The sequence below is a fragment of the Janthinobacterium sp. Bl 1 genome (assembly GCF_058215535.1).
The window spans coordinates 2,053,291-2,071,544 of sequence record NZ_CM177086.1 but is presented as its reverse complement, the minus strand read 5'-3'; the positions used below and the strand labels follow the sequence as shown (position 1 = coordinate 2,071,544).

At 63.8% G+C, this 18,254-nt stretch carries 18 protein-coding genes and 1 riboswitch; of the genes, 7 read left to right on the top strand and 11 right to left on the bottom strand.

Annotated features, from left to right (window positions below):
* Nucleotides 1-59: 59 nt before the first annotated feature.
* Complete coding sequence (locus tag AC4BCN_RS09380) at nucleotides 60-485, top strand: OsmC family protein (protein ID WP_034759136.1); 426 nt, start codon at nucleotides 60-62, stop codon at nucleotides 483-485.
* On the opposite strand, the gene AC4BCN_RS09375 is transcribed toward AC4BCN_RS09380, so the two are convergent.
* The 11 genes from AC4BCN_RS09375 to glyA all read right to left on the bottom strand — a co-directional run bounded on the left by AC4BCN_RS09375 (nucleotide 482) and on the right by glyA (nucleotide 13,106).
* Entirely contained in the window at nucleotides 482-1,894 is a 1,413-nt protein-coding gene (locus AC4BCN_RS09375; RefSeq protein WP_490493140.1) for a hypothetical protein, read from the bottom strand. The genes AC4BCN_RS09380 and AC4BCN_RS09375 overlap by 4 nt on opposite strands.
* A 99-nt stretch (nucleotides 1,895-1,993) precedes the next feature.
* Nucleotides 1,994-2,629, bottom strand: coding sequence for a riboflavin synthase (locus tag AC4BCN_RS09370; protein ID WP_035826106.1), 636 nt, complete (start codon nucleotides 2,627-2,629; stop codon nucleotides 1,994-1,996).
* Nucleotides 2,630-2,656: 27 nt separating this feature from the next.
* Nucleotides 2,657-3,757 carry a bifunctional diaminohydroxyphosphoribosylaminopyrimidine deaminase/5-amino-6-(5-phosphoribosylamino)uracil reductase RibD gene (gene ribD / locus AC4BCN_RS09365; RefSeq protein ID WP_490493139.1) on the bottom strand — a complete coding sequence of 367 codons (1,101 nt, stop codon included), beginning with the start codon at nucleotides 3,755-3,757 and terminating at the stop codon, nucleotides 2,657-2,659.
* 39 nt (nucleotides 3,758-3,796) lie between these two features.
* A complete protein-coding gene (locus AC4BCN_RS09360) occupies nucleotides 3,797-4,327 on the bottom strand; it encodes a GspH/FimT family protein (protein ID WP_128140075.1) in 531 nt (176 codons plus the stop codon).
* A 66-nt stretch (nucleotides 4,328-4,393) separates the two neighbouring features.
* On the bottom strand, nucleotides 4,394-4,894 hold the full coding sequence (locus tag AC4BCN_RS09355; protein ID WP_490493138.1) for a type IV pilin protein: 501 nt from the start codon (nucleotides 4,892-4,894) through the stop codon (nucleotides 4,394-4,396).
* A gap of 59 nt (nucleotides 4,895-4,953) precedes the next feature.
* Entirely contained in the window at nucleotides 4,954-8,811 is a 3,858-nt protein-coding gene (locus tag AC4BCN_RS09350; protein WP_490493137.1) for a pilus assembly protein, read from the bottom strand.
* Nucleotides 8,808-9,464: a pilus assembly PilX family protein gene (locus AC4BCN_RS09345; protein WP_490493136.1), complete on the bottom strand. Its 657-nt coding sequence runs from the start codon at nucleotides 9,462-9,464 to the stop codon at nucleotides 8,808-8,810. Before AC4BCN_RS09345 ends, AC4BCN_RS09350 begins: the two co-directional genes overlap by 4 nt.
* Nucleotides 9,465-9,476: 12 nt before the next feature.
* Entirely contained in the window at nucleotides 9,477-10,445 is a 969-nt protein-coding gene (locus AC4BCN_RS09340) for a PilW family protein (RefSeq protein WP_490493135.1), read from the bottom strand.
* Nucleotides 10,442-11,032 carry a type IV pilus modification protein PilV gene (gene pilV, locus AC4BCN_RS09335; protein ID WP_490493134.1) on the bottom strand — a complete coding sequence of 197 codons (591 nt, stop codon included), beginning with the start codon at nucleotides 11,030-11,032 and terminating at the stop codon, nucleotides 10,442-10,444. Before pilV ends, AC4BCN_RS09340 begins: the two co-directional genes overlap by 4 nt.
* Before the next feature lie 221 nt (nucleotides 11,033-11,253).
* The gene (gene nrdR / locus AC4BCN_RS09330) at nucleotides 11,254-11,715 is read right to left on the bottom strand and encodes a transcriptional regulator NrdR (protein WP_034759169.1); all 462 of its coding nucleotides are present in this window, start codon (nucleotides 11,713-11,715) and stop codon (nucleotides 11,254-11,256) included.
* 143 nt (nucleotides 11,716-11,858) lie between these two features.
* Nucleotides 11,859-13,106 (bottom strand): serine hydroxymethyltransferase, encoded by a 1,248-nt coding sequence (glyA, locus tag AC4BCN_RS09325; protein WP_034759173.1) that lies wholly within the window; start codon nucleotides 13,104-13,106, stop codon nucleotides 11,859-11,861.
* A 111-nt stretch (nucleotides 13,107-13,217) separates the two neighbouring features.
* Nucleotides 13,218-13,342, bottom strand: a riboswitch (ZMP/ZTP riboswitch).
* Nucleotides 13,343-13,625: 283 nt separating this feature from the next.
* Here glyA and ybgC point away from each other — a divergent pair.
* From ybgC to pal, 6 genes are read left to right on the top strand one after another with little or no spacing between them, the layout of a single operon-like run.
* Nucleotides 13,626-14,027 (top strand): tol-pal system-associated acyl-CoA thioesterase, encoded by a 402-nt coding sequence (gene ybgC / locus AC4BCN_RS09320; protein ID WP_230519454.1) that lies wholly within the window; start codon nucleotides 13,626-13,628, stop codon nucleotides 14,025-14,027.
* A 47-nt stretch (nucleotides 14,028-14,074) separates the two neighbouring features.
* Nucleotides 14,075-14,764 (top strand): protein TolQ, encoded by a 690-nt coding sequence (gene tolQ / locus AC4BCN_RS09315; protein ID WP_128140080.1) that lies wholly within the window; start codon nucleotides 14,075-14,077, stop codon nucleotides 14,762-14,764.
* A gap of 15 nt (nucleotides 14,765-14,779) precedes the next feature.
* Complete coding sequence (locus AC4BCN_RS09310) at nucleotides 14,780-15,220, top strand: ExbD/TolR family protein (protein ID WP_223278896.1); 441 nt, start codon at nucleotides 14,780-14,782, stop codon at nucleotides 15,218-15,220.
* Nucleotides 15,221-15,268: 48 nt separating this feature from the next.
* The gene (tolA, locus tag AC4BCN_RS09305) at nucleotides 15,269-16,288 is read left to right on the top strand and encodes a cell envelope integrity protein TolA (RefSeq protein ID WP_139090864.1); all 1,020 of its coding nucleotides are present in this window, start codon (nucleotides 15,269-15,271) and stop codon (nucleotides 16,286-16,288) included.
* 5 nt (nucleotides 16,289-16,293) lie between these two features.
* On the top strand, nucleotides 16,294-17,562 hold the full coding sequence (gene tolB / locus AC4BCN_RS09300) for a Tol-Pal system beta propeller repeat protein TolB (RefSeq protein ID WP_034759574.1): 1,269 nt from the start codon (nucleotides 16,294-16,296) through the stop codon (nucleotides 17,560-17,562).
* Between the two features lie 43 nt (nucleotides 17,563-17,605).
* On the top strand, nucleotides 17,606-18,127 hold the full coding sequence (pal, locus tag AC4BCN_RS09295) for a peptidoglycan-associated lipoprotein Pal (protein WP_034759187.1): 522 nt from the start codon (nucleotides 17,606-17,608) through the stop codon (nucleotides 18,125-18,127).
* Nucleotides 18,128-18,254: the final 127 nt, after the last annotated feature.

Below are 18,254 nucleotides of genomic sequence, written 5' to 3'. Positions count from 1 at the left end.
CGTCAACGCCACGGCGCTGATACCCCACTCGCAGCGATACCCTACACAGGAGCGGCAATATGAAAACCAACGGATCGGCAATCTGGTCAGGCGGCATCAAGGATGGCAAGGGCGCCATCAGCACGCGCAGCGGCGCCTTGCAGGAATATCCCTACGGCTTTGCCAGCCGCTTCGAAGGCAAGCCCGGCACCAACCCCGAGGAATTGATCGGCGCCGCGCACGCGGGCTGTTTCACCATGGCCCTGTCGCTGATCCTCGGCGAAGCGGGCCTGACGGCGGAAAAAATGGAGACGACGGCCGAAGTGACCCTCGACAAGGTGGACGACGGCTTTGCCATCACGGCCGTCCATTTGATCTTGAAAGCGAAGATACCGGGCGCCGACCAGGCGAAATTCGAGGAATTGACGGGCAAGGCCAAGGCTGGCTGCCCCGTATCGAAACTGCTGAAAGCCAACATTACCTTGGACGCCACCCTGCTGCCCTAGATTTTAGGCACGGGCTTGACGGGTTCCACAGCAGCCACCGGCGCCACCAGCGGCAGGCGCGAGTCGCTGGCCGGCAATGGCCGGTTCATCAGGCCGGGATTCAGGGCTGCATTGTTCAGGTTATACGCGGCAATAGCCGCCGCCACGGACGGGTCTTGCGATGACGGCAAGGGCACGGCCTGGCCCGCTGCTTGCGCGGCTTGCTGCTGCGCCTGGGCATTTTGCTGGGCCAGCCGGGCCTGGGCCGTCGCCTCCAGTCCTGCTCGCGCCTGTAACTGGGTATCGCGCGCCCGGGTCTGCGCGCGCGCGGCCTCTGCCTGCGCCAGCAACTGGGCATCGCTGTCGGCCAGCTGTGCCGAGGTCAGCCGTGTACGCTCCATCGCATCGGCTGCCGCCTGCGCCTGCTCTTCGCGCTGCGTCTGCTGCAATTGATCCTGGCGTAACGCGTCCAGGCGCGCATCTTCCTGCCGCAGGGCCTGGCGTTCGGCATCCAGGCGCTGCGTGTCGATATCCTGGGCGTCAAAACGCCGCTGGCCGGCCCGCTGCGCCTGCTGCAGATCCTGGCCGGCTGTCGCCGGTGGCGGCCGCAGTTCCTGCAAGTCCAGGTTCAGCTCTTCCGCTTCCAGTTGCCGCTGCAGTTCCAGATGCCGCTGTGCGATGGCAGCCGTTTGAGGCGGCGCATCGTCGATGGGCTGCGGCTGCGTGGCTTGCGACGCCTGCACGGCGCTGGACGGCAATGTTTCGCCCGTCAAATCCGCTTCGACATTGGTCGCCAGCGGCGCGCCCTGCTGCCGGGCCAGCACGGCGCCCACCTGTGCCAGCACGTCCGTTCCCTGTTGCAAGGCGTCCAGGGTGGCATTGCTGTCGGCCGCATAGGCGGCTTGCAACGTTGGCGCATCGACATCTTCATTGCGCAAGTCGATGCCGATGCGGGCCAGCTGCGCTTGCGTGAGCAAGCTGCCGTCCTGCGCCAGCGTGGCGGCCGCATCCGTCGTGCCGTCGCCCGACAGCAAATCGTAGCGCTGCGCCAGGCTGCCCGGCGTGTCGCCGGCCGTCGCCAGCTGGCTGGCGTCGATGCCGCTCGTTTGCAGCTGGGCGAACGATTCCGTCAACTGCCGCGCCAGCGCCAGCAAATCGTCATTGACATTCACGGGGGTATTTGCCGCCCTGGCCTCTTCCGTGGCGCCCTGCAAGGCCAGCAGTTGCCGGCGCGACAAGGCCACGCCGGACAGGAACTGGCCCAGCGGGGAGATGTCGACCTGGGTCGAGGACTGGATGGCAAGGGCCGCCGCCGCGCTGGACGGCGGCACGGGCAGCGCAGGCGCCAGCGGCGCCAGCGGTACCGTCTCGCCCACGCGAGACGCGGCCGGGATGGTATTGGGCACGGTTGCGCGCGAAATCGGGTCCATGGCTAGCCTCCACTGCGGAAAGCTTCATAGTATGCGCGTCTGAAAGAAAAGCAACACACGCTTGGCAAGGCCGCGGCTGTGCTGCTTCAAGCTGCAGTGTTAAGCGGCAGCCTTGTCCAGCGACAACATGCGCTCGACATAGCGGGCGATCAGATCGATTTCCAGGTTGACCTTGCCATCGACCGTCAAGTGTTTCAGGGTCGTCATGGCGATCGTGTGCGGGATCAGGTTGATCGAGAAACGGCAGCCGTTGACGGCGCCCGCGCCCAAGTCTTCGACCCGGTTGACGGTCAGCGACACGCCATTGACGACGACGGAACCCTTGAAGGCCAGGTATTTCGCCAGCTCGTGCGGCGCTTCGATCACCAGTTCCCACGATTCGCCCACGGCTTCGAACTTGCGCACGATGCCCAGGCCGTCCACGTGGCCGGAGACCAGATGGCCACCCAGGCGCTCGGCCAGGGTCAGGGCTTTTTCCAGGTTCACTTCCGTGGTGGTATCGAGGCCCACGGTGCAATTGAGGCTTTCGCGCGAGACATCGACGGCAAAGCCGGTGTCCGATTTTTCCACCACCGTCATGCAGGCGCCATTGATGGCGATGGAATCGCCCAAGGCCACATCGGCCAGCGGCAAGCCGCCCGCATGGATGTTCAGACGCACGCCGGCATCGAGGCCGCCGTCAAGTGCTTGCACGGTTTCAATCTTGCCGATGGCGGCAACAATTCCTGTAAACATGAACTAACCCTATAAAGTATAAAAGTATTAATTGCGCTGGGCGAATCTTGCAAGGATACGCACATCTTCGCCCACTTGCTGAACCTGGTGAAATTGCAAAGTGCGCTGCTGCTTGATATCCGTCAATGCAGGCAAGTCAAACATGCCTTGCGCGTCTCCCAGCAAGGTGGGCGCCAGATAGACCAGCAACTCGTCGACGCAGCCTTCGCGGATCAGCGAACCGTTCAGCTTGGCGCCGGCCTCGACGTGGACTTCATTGATTTGCCGGCGTCCCAGTTCCAGCATCAGCGCGGGCAGGTCGACCTTGCCGTCCCCGTTCGGCAGCATGATGACTTCCGCACCCAGGGCACGCAACTGCGCTTCCTTTTCCGGGTTGGCGACGGCCGCCACGATCCACGTGCCGCCACCTTGCAAGATGCGCGCGTCGAGGCTGATGTCGAGCCGGCTGTCGACGACGATGCGGCGCGGCTGGCGCGGCGTCTCGACGGCGCGCACGTTCAGTTGCGGGTCGTCCGCCTTGACCGTGCCGATGCCCGTCAGGATGGCGCAGGCGCGCGCGCGCCAGGCGTGGCCGTCGGCGCGCGCCAGCGGCCCCGTGATCCACTGGCTTTGCCCATTGTGCAAGGCCGTCATGCCGTCCAGGCTGGCCGCCGTTTTCATGCGCACCCACGGCTTGCCGCGCTGCATGCGCGAAAAGAAGCCGATATTCATTTCATAGGCTTCGTCGGCCAGCACATCCGTGGTGACGGCGATACCGGCCGCTTCCAGCTTGGCCAGTCCCTGCCCCGCCACCAGCGGGTTCGGGTCCGTCATGGCGGCCACGACGCGGCCCAGTCCCGCGCGCACGAGCGCATCGGAGCATGGCGGGGTACGGCCGTGATGGTTGCACGGCTCCAAGGTGACATAAGCGGTGGCGCCGCGCACGTCGTTGCCGCGCGCCGCCGCATTGGCCAGCGCTTGCACCTCGGCATGATCTTGCCCGGCCGCCTGCGTCACGCCGGCGCCGATCACCTGGCCATCCCTGACGATCACGCAGCCGATGCGGGGATTGGGCGAGGTCGTGTACAGACCGCGCGCCGCCCATTCCAGCGCCAGGCGCATGCCATCGATATCGTTGAGTATTTCCACGGGCTACTTTGCTTGAAGGTGAGTAATTGATCAGTCTTGCTACGAACTGTCGGCCACGCCGCTGCAATTGGCCGCTTGCTGCTGCGGATCGCACACGCGCACCCTGCCCAGCATATTGATTTTAATATGGCGCACCTGCTTTCCCAAAGCCAGGGACAAAGTACCCCAGCGCGCCGCCAGACTATTGGTCGCGCTGCAACTGCGTCCTGCGCCATTGTAGGCGATATAAAACGGCGCCGTGGCCGACGAAAACGCGAACTGCGCCGTGATGCCCTCCGGCAGCGGCCCCTGGCGGAACAGCAATTCATCATCGCCATCGAACGCCAGGCTGGCATTGCGGTCGATGAAGATCAGCCAGCCCGTGCGCCAGTCCGTGCCACCGGGCCCGGCCGGCATCAGCAACACGCGCTGTCCCCGCGCCATCGCCTGCGCCCGCGTCAGTTCGATGGCCGAGAACAAGTCCGTGGCCGCCGCGCGCACTTGCTGGCGCGCCAGTACCTGCTGCAAGCTGGGCAAGGCAGCGGCCGCCAGCAGCGCGGCAATCGCCAGCACGGCCAGCAATTCGAGCATGGTATGCCCGAGGGTACGCCCGAATTTGTGCCTGCTCCTCGGTGGCCGCTTGCGCGTGGCCATGGCTTAAGGCCAGCAACGGCTGGCCGGGCCGCTGCTGCCGCGCTGGCCCGTGCTGCTCAAGGACAGGACACCGCAATCGGCATCCTGGAATTGCGCATCAACCTTGGACGTGCCCGGCATGGCGCGCAACAGCACGCATTGCCCGATCGCCAGGCCCGGACAGGCCAGCGCCTCGATTTCATATGCGCTGCCGGCCGCGCCCCCGTCGCCCGACCACCACGGGAATTGCTGCGCCTGCGAAGCCGGCGACGCCGAGGAAAATGCCAGATAGTGATTGTTCTGCGAGTAATAGCGCTCCTGCTGTTGCATCAGCCGCAGCAGGGCCGCCTGCCCCTGCACCCGCTTGGCGCGCACGAGATGGCCTTGATAAGCGGGCACGGCCAGCGCCAGCAGCAAGCTCATGATCGCCAGCGCGGACAGCAGTTCGATCAGGCTGAAGCCCGGGGCGGCAGCAAGAGCACCACCGTTTGCAGCGGCCCGGTTCTGCCTTGCCAGCGTCCCCATGCGATCTTCCTTCTTCCCAAAAAAGCGCCAGCCGATACCGTGCCTCCGCCTTGCCGGGCCTATTTTTTCTTGGCCGCCTCGTGCAATTCGCGCCAGTTCGCCACTTCGCGCCAACTGAGGCGCCGGGCCGGCAACGGCGCGCTGACGACCTTGAGCACCGCCGCGCTGGCCGCGCCGGGCAAGCCAGGCTGCAGCACGGCCAGTTCCTTGCGTCCCTCGGCCCGCCCTGCCGCCGTCGCGGCGCCCACCGTGCTGTTCAGTTCCAGCGCCAGCGGCGGCGCGCGCGCCAGGCCATCGTACAAGCGCCCTGTCTGCGCGCCCGCCTGCACGACCCCGTCGCCATCGGCCGCAAAGCCGCTCAGCACGTCGAGCACGTACAGGCGGGTGGCCGGCCTGGCGCAAGGGTCGCGCCCCGGCAGGACGGTATTGAACAGCACCTTGCCGGCGGCCAGCACGGCACTGTTGATGCTGCGTTCGCCCGTCTGCGCGGTATCGAGAAAATCGAAGTACCAGCCGCGCATGGCATCGCTGCCCGTATAGCGCAGTTCGGCGCCATCGACGCGCACGCCGCCTGCCGCTTCGCTCAGGCTGCGCTGCTCCAGGTCGGCCCGGCTGTGCGTGGAGGACGACTTCCGCACATCGTCGTGCACGGCGTAAAACGACTGCGGCAGGAAGGCGGCGGGCCAGGTATCGGCCGCCTCGACCAGCTTGCCCGTGCCGAACAGCAGCAGATAGCCGCCACCGGGCGCATACGCCACATTCAGCTGCTGCGTCACGGGCTGGCGCCGGCCCTGCGCATCGCGCGCGACAAAAACGAGCTTGCGTCCCTGCCCCTCTTTCCATGGCGGCCCGCCAGCCAAGTCGAAGCGCCAGATATTGCCCTGCAAATCGCCCGCATACAGGAAGGCCAGCGCACCGTCGCTGCCCGGCACCACGGAAGGCGGACCCAGCGCGTGGAGGACGGCATTGGCGCCCGTATCCGCCTCGCTGCCATGGCCACCATCACCGCCACCGATGGCAACAGGCACCTTGAGCCGGAAGTAATTACTTCCCAACGTCCATGGTGTGCCGGGCGCCTTGTCCAGCGCCAGCAAGAAGATGGCGGCGGCCGATGCGGGCGCCGTCGTGTCCTTGCCGTCATTGACATGGTTGTTATAGCCGCTGGCGACGACAGCAAAATCGCGGTAGGCCGGCGCACCCTCCTTGCCGCCCATGTTGATGCGGGCGAAAGCGGGCGGCGCACGCACGTTGCCCATCAGCCTGTCGTCGTGGTCCGTAAACTCCCCCAGCGCCCCGTCTTGCGCGAAGCGGGCCGGGTCGGTAATGTCGAGCGCAAACACGCCTTGCGCCCCGCCGCCCATGCCCGACACCAGCACCGTCTTCCAATGTCCGAGCGCCATTACTTCCGCCGTGGCCGCCGCGCCGTCAAGCAGCGGGCCAGGGCTGTAGTGAGTGCTCGCAGCGGCTGGCGCAGCGCGCAGCAGCGCTTGCGGCAGATAGGCAAACAATTCGCTGCCCGTACGCGCATCGAACGCATGCAGCAAGCCATCGTTGGCGCCCAGGTACAGCATTTTGCGCCGCTGCAGCAGCGCCTTGCGGTGCACGCCATAGCTGGCGCCCGGCATGCCCAGCCCCGGCGCGCCCACGTACAGCAGATTGCCATGCGGCGCGGTACCCAGGCTGCCTGAGCGGCGCCGCAGGAAGCCACTCGGCTGGCCCACCTCGCTCCCGCGCTGACCAAGCAGATACGCCAGGCGCGCTTCTCCCCGTCCATCGCCGCCGTCGAATGCGCCGCGCTGTTCCGCGTCGAGCCCCTTCCAGGCCAGCGGCATCAGAGCACCCTTGGCGTCGAGCGTATAGACGGGACGCAAGGCCGCGGGCGCTCCATCCGGCACGGGCTTATCCTGGCCGCCGGCGCGCCACCATGGCTTGCCGGGAAGCAGTGCGCCATCTGCGCCCACGGCAAACGCAGAGCGTGACACGGTCATGCCGCCATCGGCCAGGCGCAGCTGCGTCTGGAACCAGTATGCCTCTTCCGTCACGCTGGCCAGCGCCATCAGGGCTGGCCCCGCGAGCGTCGCCGGCAAGGTAGCCTTGTCGGCGGCTACAAAGGCCGCGCGCAGTCCCGCGATCAGGGAGGCCGGATCGCTGCCGGACAAATAATGGGCGGGCCAGCGGCCATCCAGGCTCCACTCGTCCAGCGCGCTGCCCGTCGCGCTCTTGAACGGGTTGGCGTCGCCATTCGCATCGAGAAAGCCGCCATATTTGGCCGCCAGTAGCAGTGGTGTGGTGGCGGGCACGCCGGCCGGATCGCCCTGGCGCAAGTCGCCCGCGTAGTGCTCGACCTTGGCAACGCCGTCGTTCTTGCCGCCAGGACGCAAGGCTTGCACGTGCGACCAATAAGCCAGCCCCGCCGCGTGGTAGCTGGCGCCGCCCACCCCGTCGGCCAGCAATTCCAGTGCCGCCAAGTCCGGCCGTGGCGCGGGATTGCCCTGCGCGCCACCGCTTTCCAGGCTGCCCACCGCATGCGTCCACACCATCGCATCGAAAGGCGGCAGCGCGAAGCCATCGGCAGCGCGTGCGCGGTCGCCGTTGGATGCGGGAGCCACAGGAACATTGCCGGGCACGTAACGGTCACCGGCCATGCCCGCGTCGCCGAGACTGACGACGGCCTGGCGCTGGCAACTGGCCGTTTGCGGGTCGCTCCATGGCGTTACGACCGGAAAACCGTCGTCGATGGCAGGCGGGGCCGTGGCGGGTGGCACGACAGGGCTTGCCTGCCGCCCCTGCAGGTAGCGCAGTGATTCGTACAGCAATTCAGCCAGCGGCGCCGCCTTCGCGTACGCGCCCGGATACCCGGCATTGCCGCGGCCGAGGCCATTGATGTAAGCGGTCACCCCGCCGCCAGAGCCTGCAGCTTTGGACGTAGATTGAGCCGCATACACGCCGTTGGCGGGATTCCACTCGGCGTCGGCATTGTCTTGCGGCATAAAGTCGGGCGCCGCCCAGCGCTGCCTGCCCACATGGGCCAGCGGCACGCGCAGCACGCCGCCATACACGGGGCCGGCGTTGCCGGACACGCCGTTCAAATGGCCAAACACGCCCACGCGTACCCTGCCGCCATGGCGCTGCACGGCGCCCACCGGCTTGTAGTTCTTGCCATACGCGAGGCACAAGTCGTCGCGCACCGGCCCTTCATCGGCATCGCAAACGCGCACGCGCGCGAGGAACACGCCGTGCGTGGCTGCAGTGCCGGGCGCATCGCAACTGCCGCCCGGGGGCAAGCTGGCGTCGCCGAACAGCAGGCGATTACGGCAGGAAACGATGGCCAGTTGCGCCAGCGCAAACGGCGTCGCGGCCGCCACGCCTGTCTGCAGTATCTTGCGCGGGAAAAAGACGGGGTGGGCAAAGAAGTCGATGGGACTGTCCGCGTCGGGCAAATAGGCGCGCTGCAGCACCGTCTTGCGCACTTCGTCGATGACGCGGTCGCCGCCCGTCAAGGCATAACGCACGATGTCGAGCATGCTGGCGCTGGCCCAGTTGAGAAAGTTGCCACTGAAACTGTCGCCGCCGCAGCCGTGCAAGGCATCGGCCGGTTTCAGCACGGAGAAGTAAGCGGTCGCTACGCGCAAGTCCGGCAGCATGGCGCCATCCTTGCTGCGGTACGGATAGCTGTAGCACATGCGCGCATGGAAGTACCCTGCGTATTCGCGCTGCGGCGCATAGTCGCCGCCATGCGCGGCAGCGGCGGCAGCATGCGTGAGGGACAGGTTGAGCAGCAGATTCGGCGGCACCCTGGCGCCGTACAAACCCGCGTCGGCCCGCGCCAGCACCACGGGAGGAGCGGCCGCGATGGCGGCGCCGCAAGCCAGGCAAATCGAGCCGACCAGCAGCCGGCCAGATATCCAAGCCCTCATGGCCCCGCTCCCACCGCCTGCTTGCGGTAATAACTTTGCAGCACGACTTGCGTGCTTTCCTGCGCCCCAAAACCGATGGCCGTGATGCGGTACACATAGCTTTCCGTGGCCAGGCCGCCGGCCGCTGCCGTGGCCTGCGCGCCGGGCGGGTGAAACGGCAGCAGTTCGATCAGGTAGCGGGGTCGGCGCGACGGCAGAAAACCCTGCCCCGTCTGCATGACGGCGCCCGTAAACTGGCCATACGGCACCGCGCGGCTGCCAGCGTCGGCACCATCGAGATCCGTACTTAGCCAGAGGGCCGGCGCGTCCGGCGCTGCGGGCAGGCACAGGCCCAGTGCGCCTCCTTCGCCGCAACCGTCCGCAAACCCTGCCGCACTGCCTGGCCCGAAGAGGCTGCTGCGTCCGGGCGCACCAGGTAAACCTTCGATATCGTTCTGCGCATCCACCAATGCCTCCTCCGCCGCCTGAAACGCGATCTGCCGGTCGCGCTCGCCGCGTGCCGCCTTTTCGCCCTGCAAGGCCATCTGCGCCGCCGATATGCCCAGCAACAAGATGATCACCAGCAGGCACAGCACATACACGAGGGTGGCGCCACCGTGGCGTACGCAAGTTGGGCACCACGGTTCGCAACGGCGGATGCCCGTGCAAGCCATCGCGCTGCCCGCCTAGGCCGGCCCGTTGCGCAGCATGATGCTCGTCTGCACCAGTTGCCGCAGCCGCGAGCGCGTCGCGGCGGGCAAGGAGGCGCGCGCGATGCGCACGCCCGTGTCGCCGGCGCCGTGCGCCTCGGCATACGCCTTGCCGAACAGGTCGAACTGCGCCGGCCCCAATGCCATCATCTTGTCCGCCTGGCCCGCCTCGCCATGCAGCAACAGGGCCACGCGCACACTGGCCACGCGCTTCCAGTGCGTGCGCCGGTGCAGATCGCGCTGGCGCGCGGCCGCATCCGCCCCCTCCAGCACCAGCGCCGCATCGTAGGCCTCGAACGCGCTGGCGTTGACATAGCGGTTCGCCACGCCGTCGGGCGGCGTATCCGTGTCCAGGCCATACAGCACCTGAAAACCGTCGACGCCGCGAATGATGGCGTCCGCGCCCCAGCCGTTCTCGCCACGGTATTTGCAGCGCAACTCGCCCTCGCCATCGGCACCTTGTGCCACATAGAAAATGCTCCAGCCCCGCTGCGCCTCCGTTTGCGCGGCACCCACGCCGAAGCCCGCGCAATTGAGCACGGAGCCGTCACCACCCTCTCCCTTGCCGGCGCCGTAATAGCGCAGGGCCAGCACGTCACTGCCATGCAGGGCGCCGGGCAACGCCCCGCTGATGCCCTCGCTGTTCTTGCCCAGGCTGCGCGCATCGAGCCCGGCCACATTCGCGCTGTCGTCATCGGCATGGGCGACGGGCGCGGCGCTGCTGTCCCAGTTCACGTACGCCGTCTGGCGCACGGCGCGGGCGATGGTGTCGAGCGCATAACGGCCGTTGTCATCGAGCCGCGCACTGGCGGACTGGTCGCCATAACTGCCGCTGGCCGCCAGCAATACGCTACTGGCGGCCAGCATCAGCAGCGCACCCAGCGACAGGGCCACCAGCAATTCGACCAAGCTCATGCCGCGATGCCGATACAGGACCTCGCTCATGCACCGCCTCCGCCCAGCTGGAATGCCAGCCTGGGCAGCGACTCGCCTGCCGCATTCACGGCGGGCGAGCCATCGGGCAGGCGGCCGCGCCAGCCCAGCTTGATGACGATGGGCGCGCCCTTGCCGCCGCTGCACGTCCACTGCAAGCCCTGGGCGGCGGCATCCCATGCGGAAGTGTCGCGGCAGATATGCAGGCGCGCGCCGGGCAAGGCCGCATGCAGCCGCTGCTTCCATTCGGCGATGTCGAATTGCGCCAGGTCGGCCGCGCTGCAGACAGTGGCGCCGAAGCAGTCGGGCGCAACGCCGCCCGCTTCGGCGTCGTCCGCCGCCGCGTAGGCCACGTTCAGGTAGGGATTGCCCGTATCGGGGCCATTCATGAGCACGCTGTTCGCGCGCATGCGTTCTGCCATACCTGCAGCCAGTTGCACGCCCGCCGACAACAGCGCCGACTCATGGCGCGCGCGCAGGGAGTGCAGTTGCAGGATGCTGGCGCCCAGCAGACCCAGCGCCAACAGCAGCAACGACACGAGCACCTCGACGAGGCTGCTGCCACCGGCAGGAAACATAGTGCGACCGCTATTGCGCATGCGCTATTCCCTTCCGCAGAAAGAGTCGCAGGAACAGGCGGCCCAGCTACAAGATAGGCGCGCGCAAAAAGCCGGGTCTGCGCTGGCGCAAACAACACGGCAATAAGATGGGAAGAACAGCGGTGGGATTGATCAGGCCGCTTGCCAGGGGAACACAGCGGTGGTGATTACAGGCCGCTTAGCCAGGCGAACCTTGACGTAGGTGAACGAGAAGCCGAAGGTCAAGGCTTGCGCGCCTGCCCCACTTCGGCGATCGCATCCTGGAATTCGGCCAGGTCTTCGAAATTCTTGTAGACGGAAGCGAAGCGGATGTAGGCGATCTTGTCGAGGCGCTTCAATTCTTGCATGACGAGTTCGCCGATATAGCCGGAATCGACTTCGCGCAAGCCGCTGGTCAGCAGCTTTTCCTGGATGGAGGCGATGGCCGTATCCACAGAGGCGGCCGCAACGGGACGCTTGCGCAAGGCCAGCATCAGACTGCCGCGCAACTTATCCGCAGCGAACTCCGTCCGGCTGCCATTCTTTTTGACGACGGCCGGCATGATAAGTTCAATCCGTTCGTACGTGGTAAAACGCTTGTCGCATTTGCCGCAGCGGCGGCGGCGCCGAATGGCATCCCCTTCCTCCGATACGCGCGTATCGAGAACCTGGGTGTCGCCGTGCTGGCAAAATGGACATTTCATGGGCTGGCTACAACTTTATAGTAATAATTACGGGAAATCGCCGCCCTTGTACAAAGGGCGCCCGAATCACTCCGGGCGCCCTTGGGCACGAAGGAATGTGTCATACAGAATCTTACTCCGTATGACACATTCTGGACAAATTATTATGCGGCGTACACAGGGTGCGCGTCGGCCAGTACTTTCACGGCCGCTTTCACGCGCTCGATGGTGGCGGCGTCATGCGGATTGTCCAGCACGTCGGCGATCAGGTTGCCCACTTCTTCCGCTTGCGCTTCCTTGAAACCGCGCGTCGTCATCGCCGGGCTGCCCAGGCGGATGCCCGAGGTGACGAATGGTTTTTGCGGGTCGTTCGGGATGCCGTTCTTGTTGCAGGTGATGTGCGCGGAACCGAGGATGGCTTCGGCTTCCTTGCCCGTCAGGTTCTTGGCGCGCAGGTCGACCAGCATGACGTGCGATTCGGTACCGCCGGACACGATGCGCAGGCCGCGCTTGATCAGCGTTTTCGCCAGCACGTCGGCGTTCTTGATCACTTGCTTCTGGTATTCGACGAATTCAGGGCTCAGCGCTTCCTTGAAGGCGACGGCCTTGCCGGCGATCACGTGCATCAGCGGGCCGCCCTGGATGCCAGGGAAGATGGCCGAGTTGATGGCTTTTTCGTGTTCGGCCTTCATCAGGATGATGCCGCCGCGCGGGCCGCGCAGCGATTTGTGCGTGGTCGAGGTGACGAAGTCGGCGAACGGCACCGGGTTCGGGTACAGGCCGGCGGCGATCAGGCCGGCGTAGTGGGCCATGTCGACCATGAAGTAGGCGCCAACTTCCTTGGCGATCTTGCTGAAGCGTTCGAAGTCGATCTTTTTCGAGAATGCGGACGCGCCGGCGATGATCAGCTTCGGCTTGCGTTCGCGCGCCAGGCGCTCCATTGCCTCGTAGTCGATGTCTTCTTCCGCCGTCAAACCGTAGGACACGACGTCAAACCATTTTCCGGACATGTTCAGCGGCATGCCGTGGGTCAGATGGCCGCCTTCGGCCAGCGACATACCCATGATCAGGTCGCCTGGTTTCAACATGGCAAAGAACACGCCCTGGTTCGCTTGCGAGCCGGAGTTCGGCTGCACGTTCGCGCATTCGGCGCCGAACAGCTGTTTCACACGATCGATGGCCAGTTGCTCGGCCACATCGACGTATTCGCAGCCACCGTAGTAGCGCTTGCCTGGATAACCTTCGGCGTACTTGTTCGTCAGCTGCGAGCCTTGCGCTTCCATTACGGCTGGCGACGTGTAGTTTTCCGACGCGATCAGTTCGATGTGATCGTGCTGGCGCGTGTTCTCTTTTTGAATGACGGCGAACAATTCAGGATCGACGTTGGCGAGGGTGTGATCTTTTGCAAACATGTAAAAACTCCAAGTATGAGGGTGCTTGTACTGGCAGATTGGATCGAATGAGGGGAGCCGGCGTTAAGTGAATAACAACATTGGACAGGCAGCCTCTTCGTGCTTTTCCATAGTGGCTACCCAGGCGAACGGCTGATGAAAAATCTCACGTTTCCCGGTGGGTGCCCACCTTTCGCCGGTTTGCCGATCACCATCCATGGAGATCGCCCGACTTTTCGCCAGTCACGTGAGACGTAATGGAATGCAAATTGTAAGTTAAGTGCCGAAATTGAGCAAGGAATGCAACCGTGCGGCTATAATCGCCGCGCGCGCACCGCAGGCCTGGRGTCTTAAGCTGGACTTAAACCTGGCTCAGGCTTGTAAGCGTATGTTACGAAGCTTGCCATTGCAGCACGCCGATTTACAATGCTGCGGTGCAACTTATATGCAGCTTTTGCATGGCTTTCCAGCAAGCGCCCACAGTCACAAGAAGAAAAATCGCGTAAAATGTTGCTCAATCTCACTACTGGCGCAATAAACATGCCTTCAGTCTTTACCTGGAACGTACGTGTCTACTATGAAGACACCGACGCCGGCGGCATCGTCTATTACGCTAACTACCTGAAATTCTTCGAGCGAGCGCGCACCGAATGGCTGCGCGCCATCGACGTGGGCCAGCAGGAATTGCTGGAGCAGCATGACGCGATGTTCGTTGTCAAAAGCGTTAACGCCGACTATCATGCGCCAGCCAGGCTCGATGACACGGTAAGATTGACATTAAGCATAGAGAAAATGGGGCGCGCCTCCATCGTTTTCCTGCAACAAGCCTGGTGCGGCGACAGCCTGCTCAACACGGCACGCGTCAAGATCGGCTGCGTCGATTCGGCACTGCGCCCGCGCGCCGTGCCCGATGCGGTAGCGGCCCGCATGCGCGCCGCCTGAACCCCACCCGCCACCTCCGGATAATTCACCCAACAGACTGCCAGCCAATGAACGTTACACAAGATCTTTCTTTCCTCGCGCTCATCTCCAATGCCCACCTGATCGTGCAACTGATCATGGCACTGCTGCTGCTGATTTCCCTGACCAGCTGGACCTACATTTTCCGCAAGATGTTTGCCGTGCGCCAAGCGCGCAAGCAAACCATCGAATTCGAACGCAGCTTCTGGGCCGGCGGCAACCTGCATGCGCTGCACCAGAACGCCAGCGGCAACCGCGACCAGAGCGGCGCGCTGGCCCGCATTTTTGATGCAGGCATGGGCGAATTCATCAAGGGCAAGGCTTCCTACGGTTCGCGCGACGCGCTGGACGTCGGTGCCGTGCTCGACGGTGCACGCCGCGCCATGCGCGCTGCCTTCCAGCGTGAAATGGACGTGCTCGAATCGCACCTGGCTTTCCTCGCTTCCGTCGGCTCCGTCTCGCCGTATATCGGCTTGCTCGGCACCGTCTGGGGCATCATGAACGCCTTCCGCGGCCTGGCCAACGTGCAGCAAGCCACCCTGGCCGCCGTCGCGCCCGGCATTGCCGAAGCGCTGATCGCCACGGCCATCGGCCTGTTCGCCGCGATTCCCGCCGTCGTCGCCTACAACCGTTTTTCGCATGACATCGACCGCCTGGCGATCCGCTTCGAGAGCTTCGTCGAGGAATTCTCCAACATCTTGCAGCGCCAGTCGCGCTAAGAGGGAGCAGCGTCCATGGGTTCCTCATTCAATAGCGGCGGCATGCGCGGCGGCCGTGGCCGCAAGTTCAAGTCCGAGATCAACGTCGTGCCGTACATCGACGTGATGCTGGTGCTGCTGATCATTTTCATGGTGATGCCGTCGTCGAACAATCCCAGCGTGGTGAACTTGCCCAACGCGGAAAAGTCGGCGAAACCGCCCGATGACTATATTCAGATCGTGCTGAAACCGAATGGTTCGCTGTCGATCGGCGTCATCGGCAAGGAGCAGCTGTCGCCGGAAACGGAACCGAACCGCGACGCCCTGCTGCGCAAGCTGCGCGGTTTGCACGAGAGCAATCCCGATTATCCCGTAATGATCGCGGGCGACAAGGAAAGCAAGTACGACGATGTGATCCAGCTCATTTCGGAAGCGAAAAAGATGGGCATTACCCGCGTTGGCCTGGCCACCAAGTAAGCGCAGCATCCTGTTTCCAGACTTGACCGTTTTTAGATAGACTAGACTTTGCAGAACAAACAAATCGACCATGTACTCGGCAAGCCCTACAGCGTGCCGCGCGAACGCAGCCGCTGGCCCTCGCTGGGCCTGGCGCTGGCGATGCACCTTGGGCTGCTGTTTTTCCTGTGGGTGGGCGTACACTGGCAAAATACGGAACCTGTCGCCGTCGAAGCGGAAGTGTGGGACATGAAAGTGCAGACGGCCGCGCCGCCGCCCGAAGTGGCGACGGAACCGGAGCCGACACCAACGCCGCCGCCGGAACCGGAAGTGGAACAGCCGGCCCCGCCGCCACCGCCGCCGGTGGCCGCGCCCGAGCCGAAGGTCGACCTGCGCGAGGCGGAGATCGCTCTGGAACGCAAAAAGGCCAAGCTGAAGGAAGAAAAAGAGAAAGCGGCAGCCGAAGAACGCCGCAAGCAGGAACAGAAGGAACGCGAGGAAGAAAAGCGCGAACTGGAAAAACAGAAGCAGAAAGAAAAAGACAAGGCTGAAAAGCTGGAAAAAGAAAAGGCCGACAAGCTGGAGAAAGCCAAGCAGGCCAAAGAGAAAGAAAAAGCGGCGGAAGAAAAAGCCGAGAAAGAACTGTCCGATAAAAAAGCGGCGGCGGAAAAAGCTGCCAAGGCGAAAAAAGCGGCGGAAGAGAAAAAGGCCGCCGACAAGGCACGCGCTGCGGAAATGAGCCGCATCACGGGTGCGGCGGGCGCCGGTACGACGGGCACGGCCGAGAAATCGACCGCGCCACGCAAGGACAGCGGCTATGTCGCTGCCCTGACGAGCAAGATCAAGAGCAATATCGCGTACAGCGGTAGCACGGACGTGCCGGGCAACCCGCGCGCCGTGTTCAAGATCGAGCAACTGCCAACTGGGGAAATTATTTCGGTCCGAAAGATTAAAAGTAGCGGCCTGCCGGCGTATGACAGCTCGGTGGAAAACGCCATTAATAAATCGTCGCCACTGCCGAAGAAAAAAGACGGCACCGTGGAACGCGAGATTGAACTCATATTCGAGATGAAGGATTTGCCTAAATGATGACCATGAAAAAAATGAGCTATGTCGTGCTCTGCGCCAGCCTGGTGCTGGGAGCGTCAAGCGCCCAGGCGCAGCTGCGCGTGGAGATTACGGGGATCGGCAGCAACCAGATTCCGGTGGCTGTCGCCAGCTTCGTCAATGAATCGGCGGCGCCGCAATCGCTGTCGGGCATTATCAAGGCCGACCTGGCGCGCAGCGGCGTGTTCAAGCTGATCGATGCCGATGCGCCCGTATCGGAAACGGCGCCCGTCAGCTACGAGCAGTGGAAGTCGCGCGGCGCCGATGCGCTGGCGGCCGGCACCGTGCAAAGCATGGCCGATGGCCGCCTGGACGTGCGCTACAAGCTGTTCGACACCATCAAGGGTGCGCAGATTTCCAGCATGAACAATGCGGCCGCGCCGCAGTTCAACCGCTTGCTGGCGCACAAGATCGCCGACGATATCTATGAAAAGCTGACGGGCGTCAAAGGCGCGTTCGCCACGCGCATCGCCTACGTCACGCAATCGGGCCGCGAATACCGGCTGGAAGTGGCCGACGCCGATGGCGAAGGCATCCAGGTCGCCCTGCGCTCGAACGAGCCGATCATTTCGCCTGCCTGGTCGCCGGACGGCACCAAGGTCGCGTATGTGTCGTTTGAAAAGAAAAAGCCCATCGTCTACGTGCAAAACCTGGTGACGCGCCAGCGCACCATCGTGTCGAATGAAAAAGGCAGCAATTCCGCGCCGAGCTGGAGCCCGGACGGCTCGCGCCTGGCCGTGGCCCTGTCGCGCGACGGCCATACCCAGATCTACACCGTCAATGCCGACGGCAGCGGCTTGCGCCGCACCAGCACCAGCAGCGGCATCGATACGGAACCTCAATTCTCGGCCGATGGCCAAAGCATTTACTTCACCAGCGATCGCAGCGGCGGACCACAAATCTACCGTATGTCGGCCAGCGGTGGCGAAGCCAAGCGCGTGACGTTTGGCGGCTCCTACAACATCAGCCCGCGGATCTCGTCCGACGGGAAGACACTTGCTTATATTTCCCGTCGCGACGGCAATTTCCAGCTCTACGCGCTCGACCTGGCTAGTGGCCAGGAACTGCGTCTGTCGGACACCGCCAACGACGAATCACCGAGCTTTTCGCCCAACGGGAAATATATCATGTACGCGACCGAATCCGGACGACGCAAGTCGCTGGCAGTGGTATCGGTGGATGGCCGCGTCAAACAGCGTTTGACTACGCAAGCTGGCAATATCAAGGAGCCCACCTGGGGTCCTTTTATGAAGTAAATGCTGTACAGTTTCACCTTTAACCATGACCCGGAGAATAAAAATGAGTAACTTTAAAAGTTTGGCTTTCATCGCCGCTACCGCAGCTCTGCTGTCCGCCTGCAGCACCCCAGTCAAAGTAGCAGAAACCCCAGTGGTTGAGCGCGCTCCTGAAAAAGTCGCAGCTCCAGTTGACACTCGTCAAGTTCAGCCAGTGACGACCGCATCGGTCGATCCACTGGACGATCCAAAAGGCGTGCTGGCTAACCGCAGCATCTACTTCGACTTCGACAAATACGTCGTGCGCGAAGCGGACACCCCAGTCGTGCAAAACCACGCTGCTTACCTGGTGAAAACGCCTAGCCGCAAAATCCTGATCCAAGGTAACACCGATGAACGCGGTGGCGCTGAGTACAACCTGGCCCTGGGCCAGAAACGTGCTGAAGCCGTGCGCAAGTCGATGGCAGCCCTGGGCGTGCCAGAAGGCCAAATGGAAGCCGTGTCGCTGGGCAAAGAAAAGCCTAAAGCACAAGGCAGCAACGAAGCAGCATGGGCAGAAAACCGCCGCGCTGACATCGTTTATTGATGTTGACAGGTGAGCGCGCCAGCATTGGCGCTTACCTAACTGGCCAGTCATAGGCATAATAATGGGGCGCAGCGCGGTGATTCACCGCCCGGCGCCCCGTTTGCATGTTTGCGTAACCTTAGAAAGC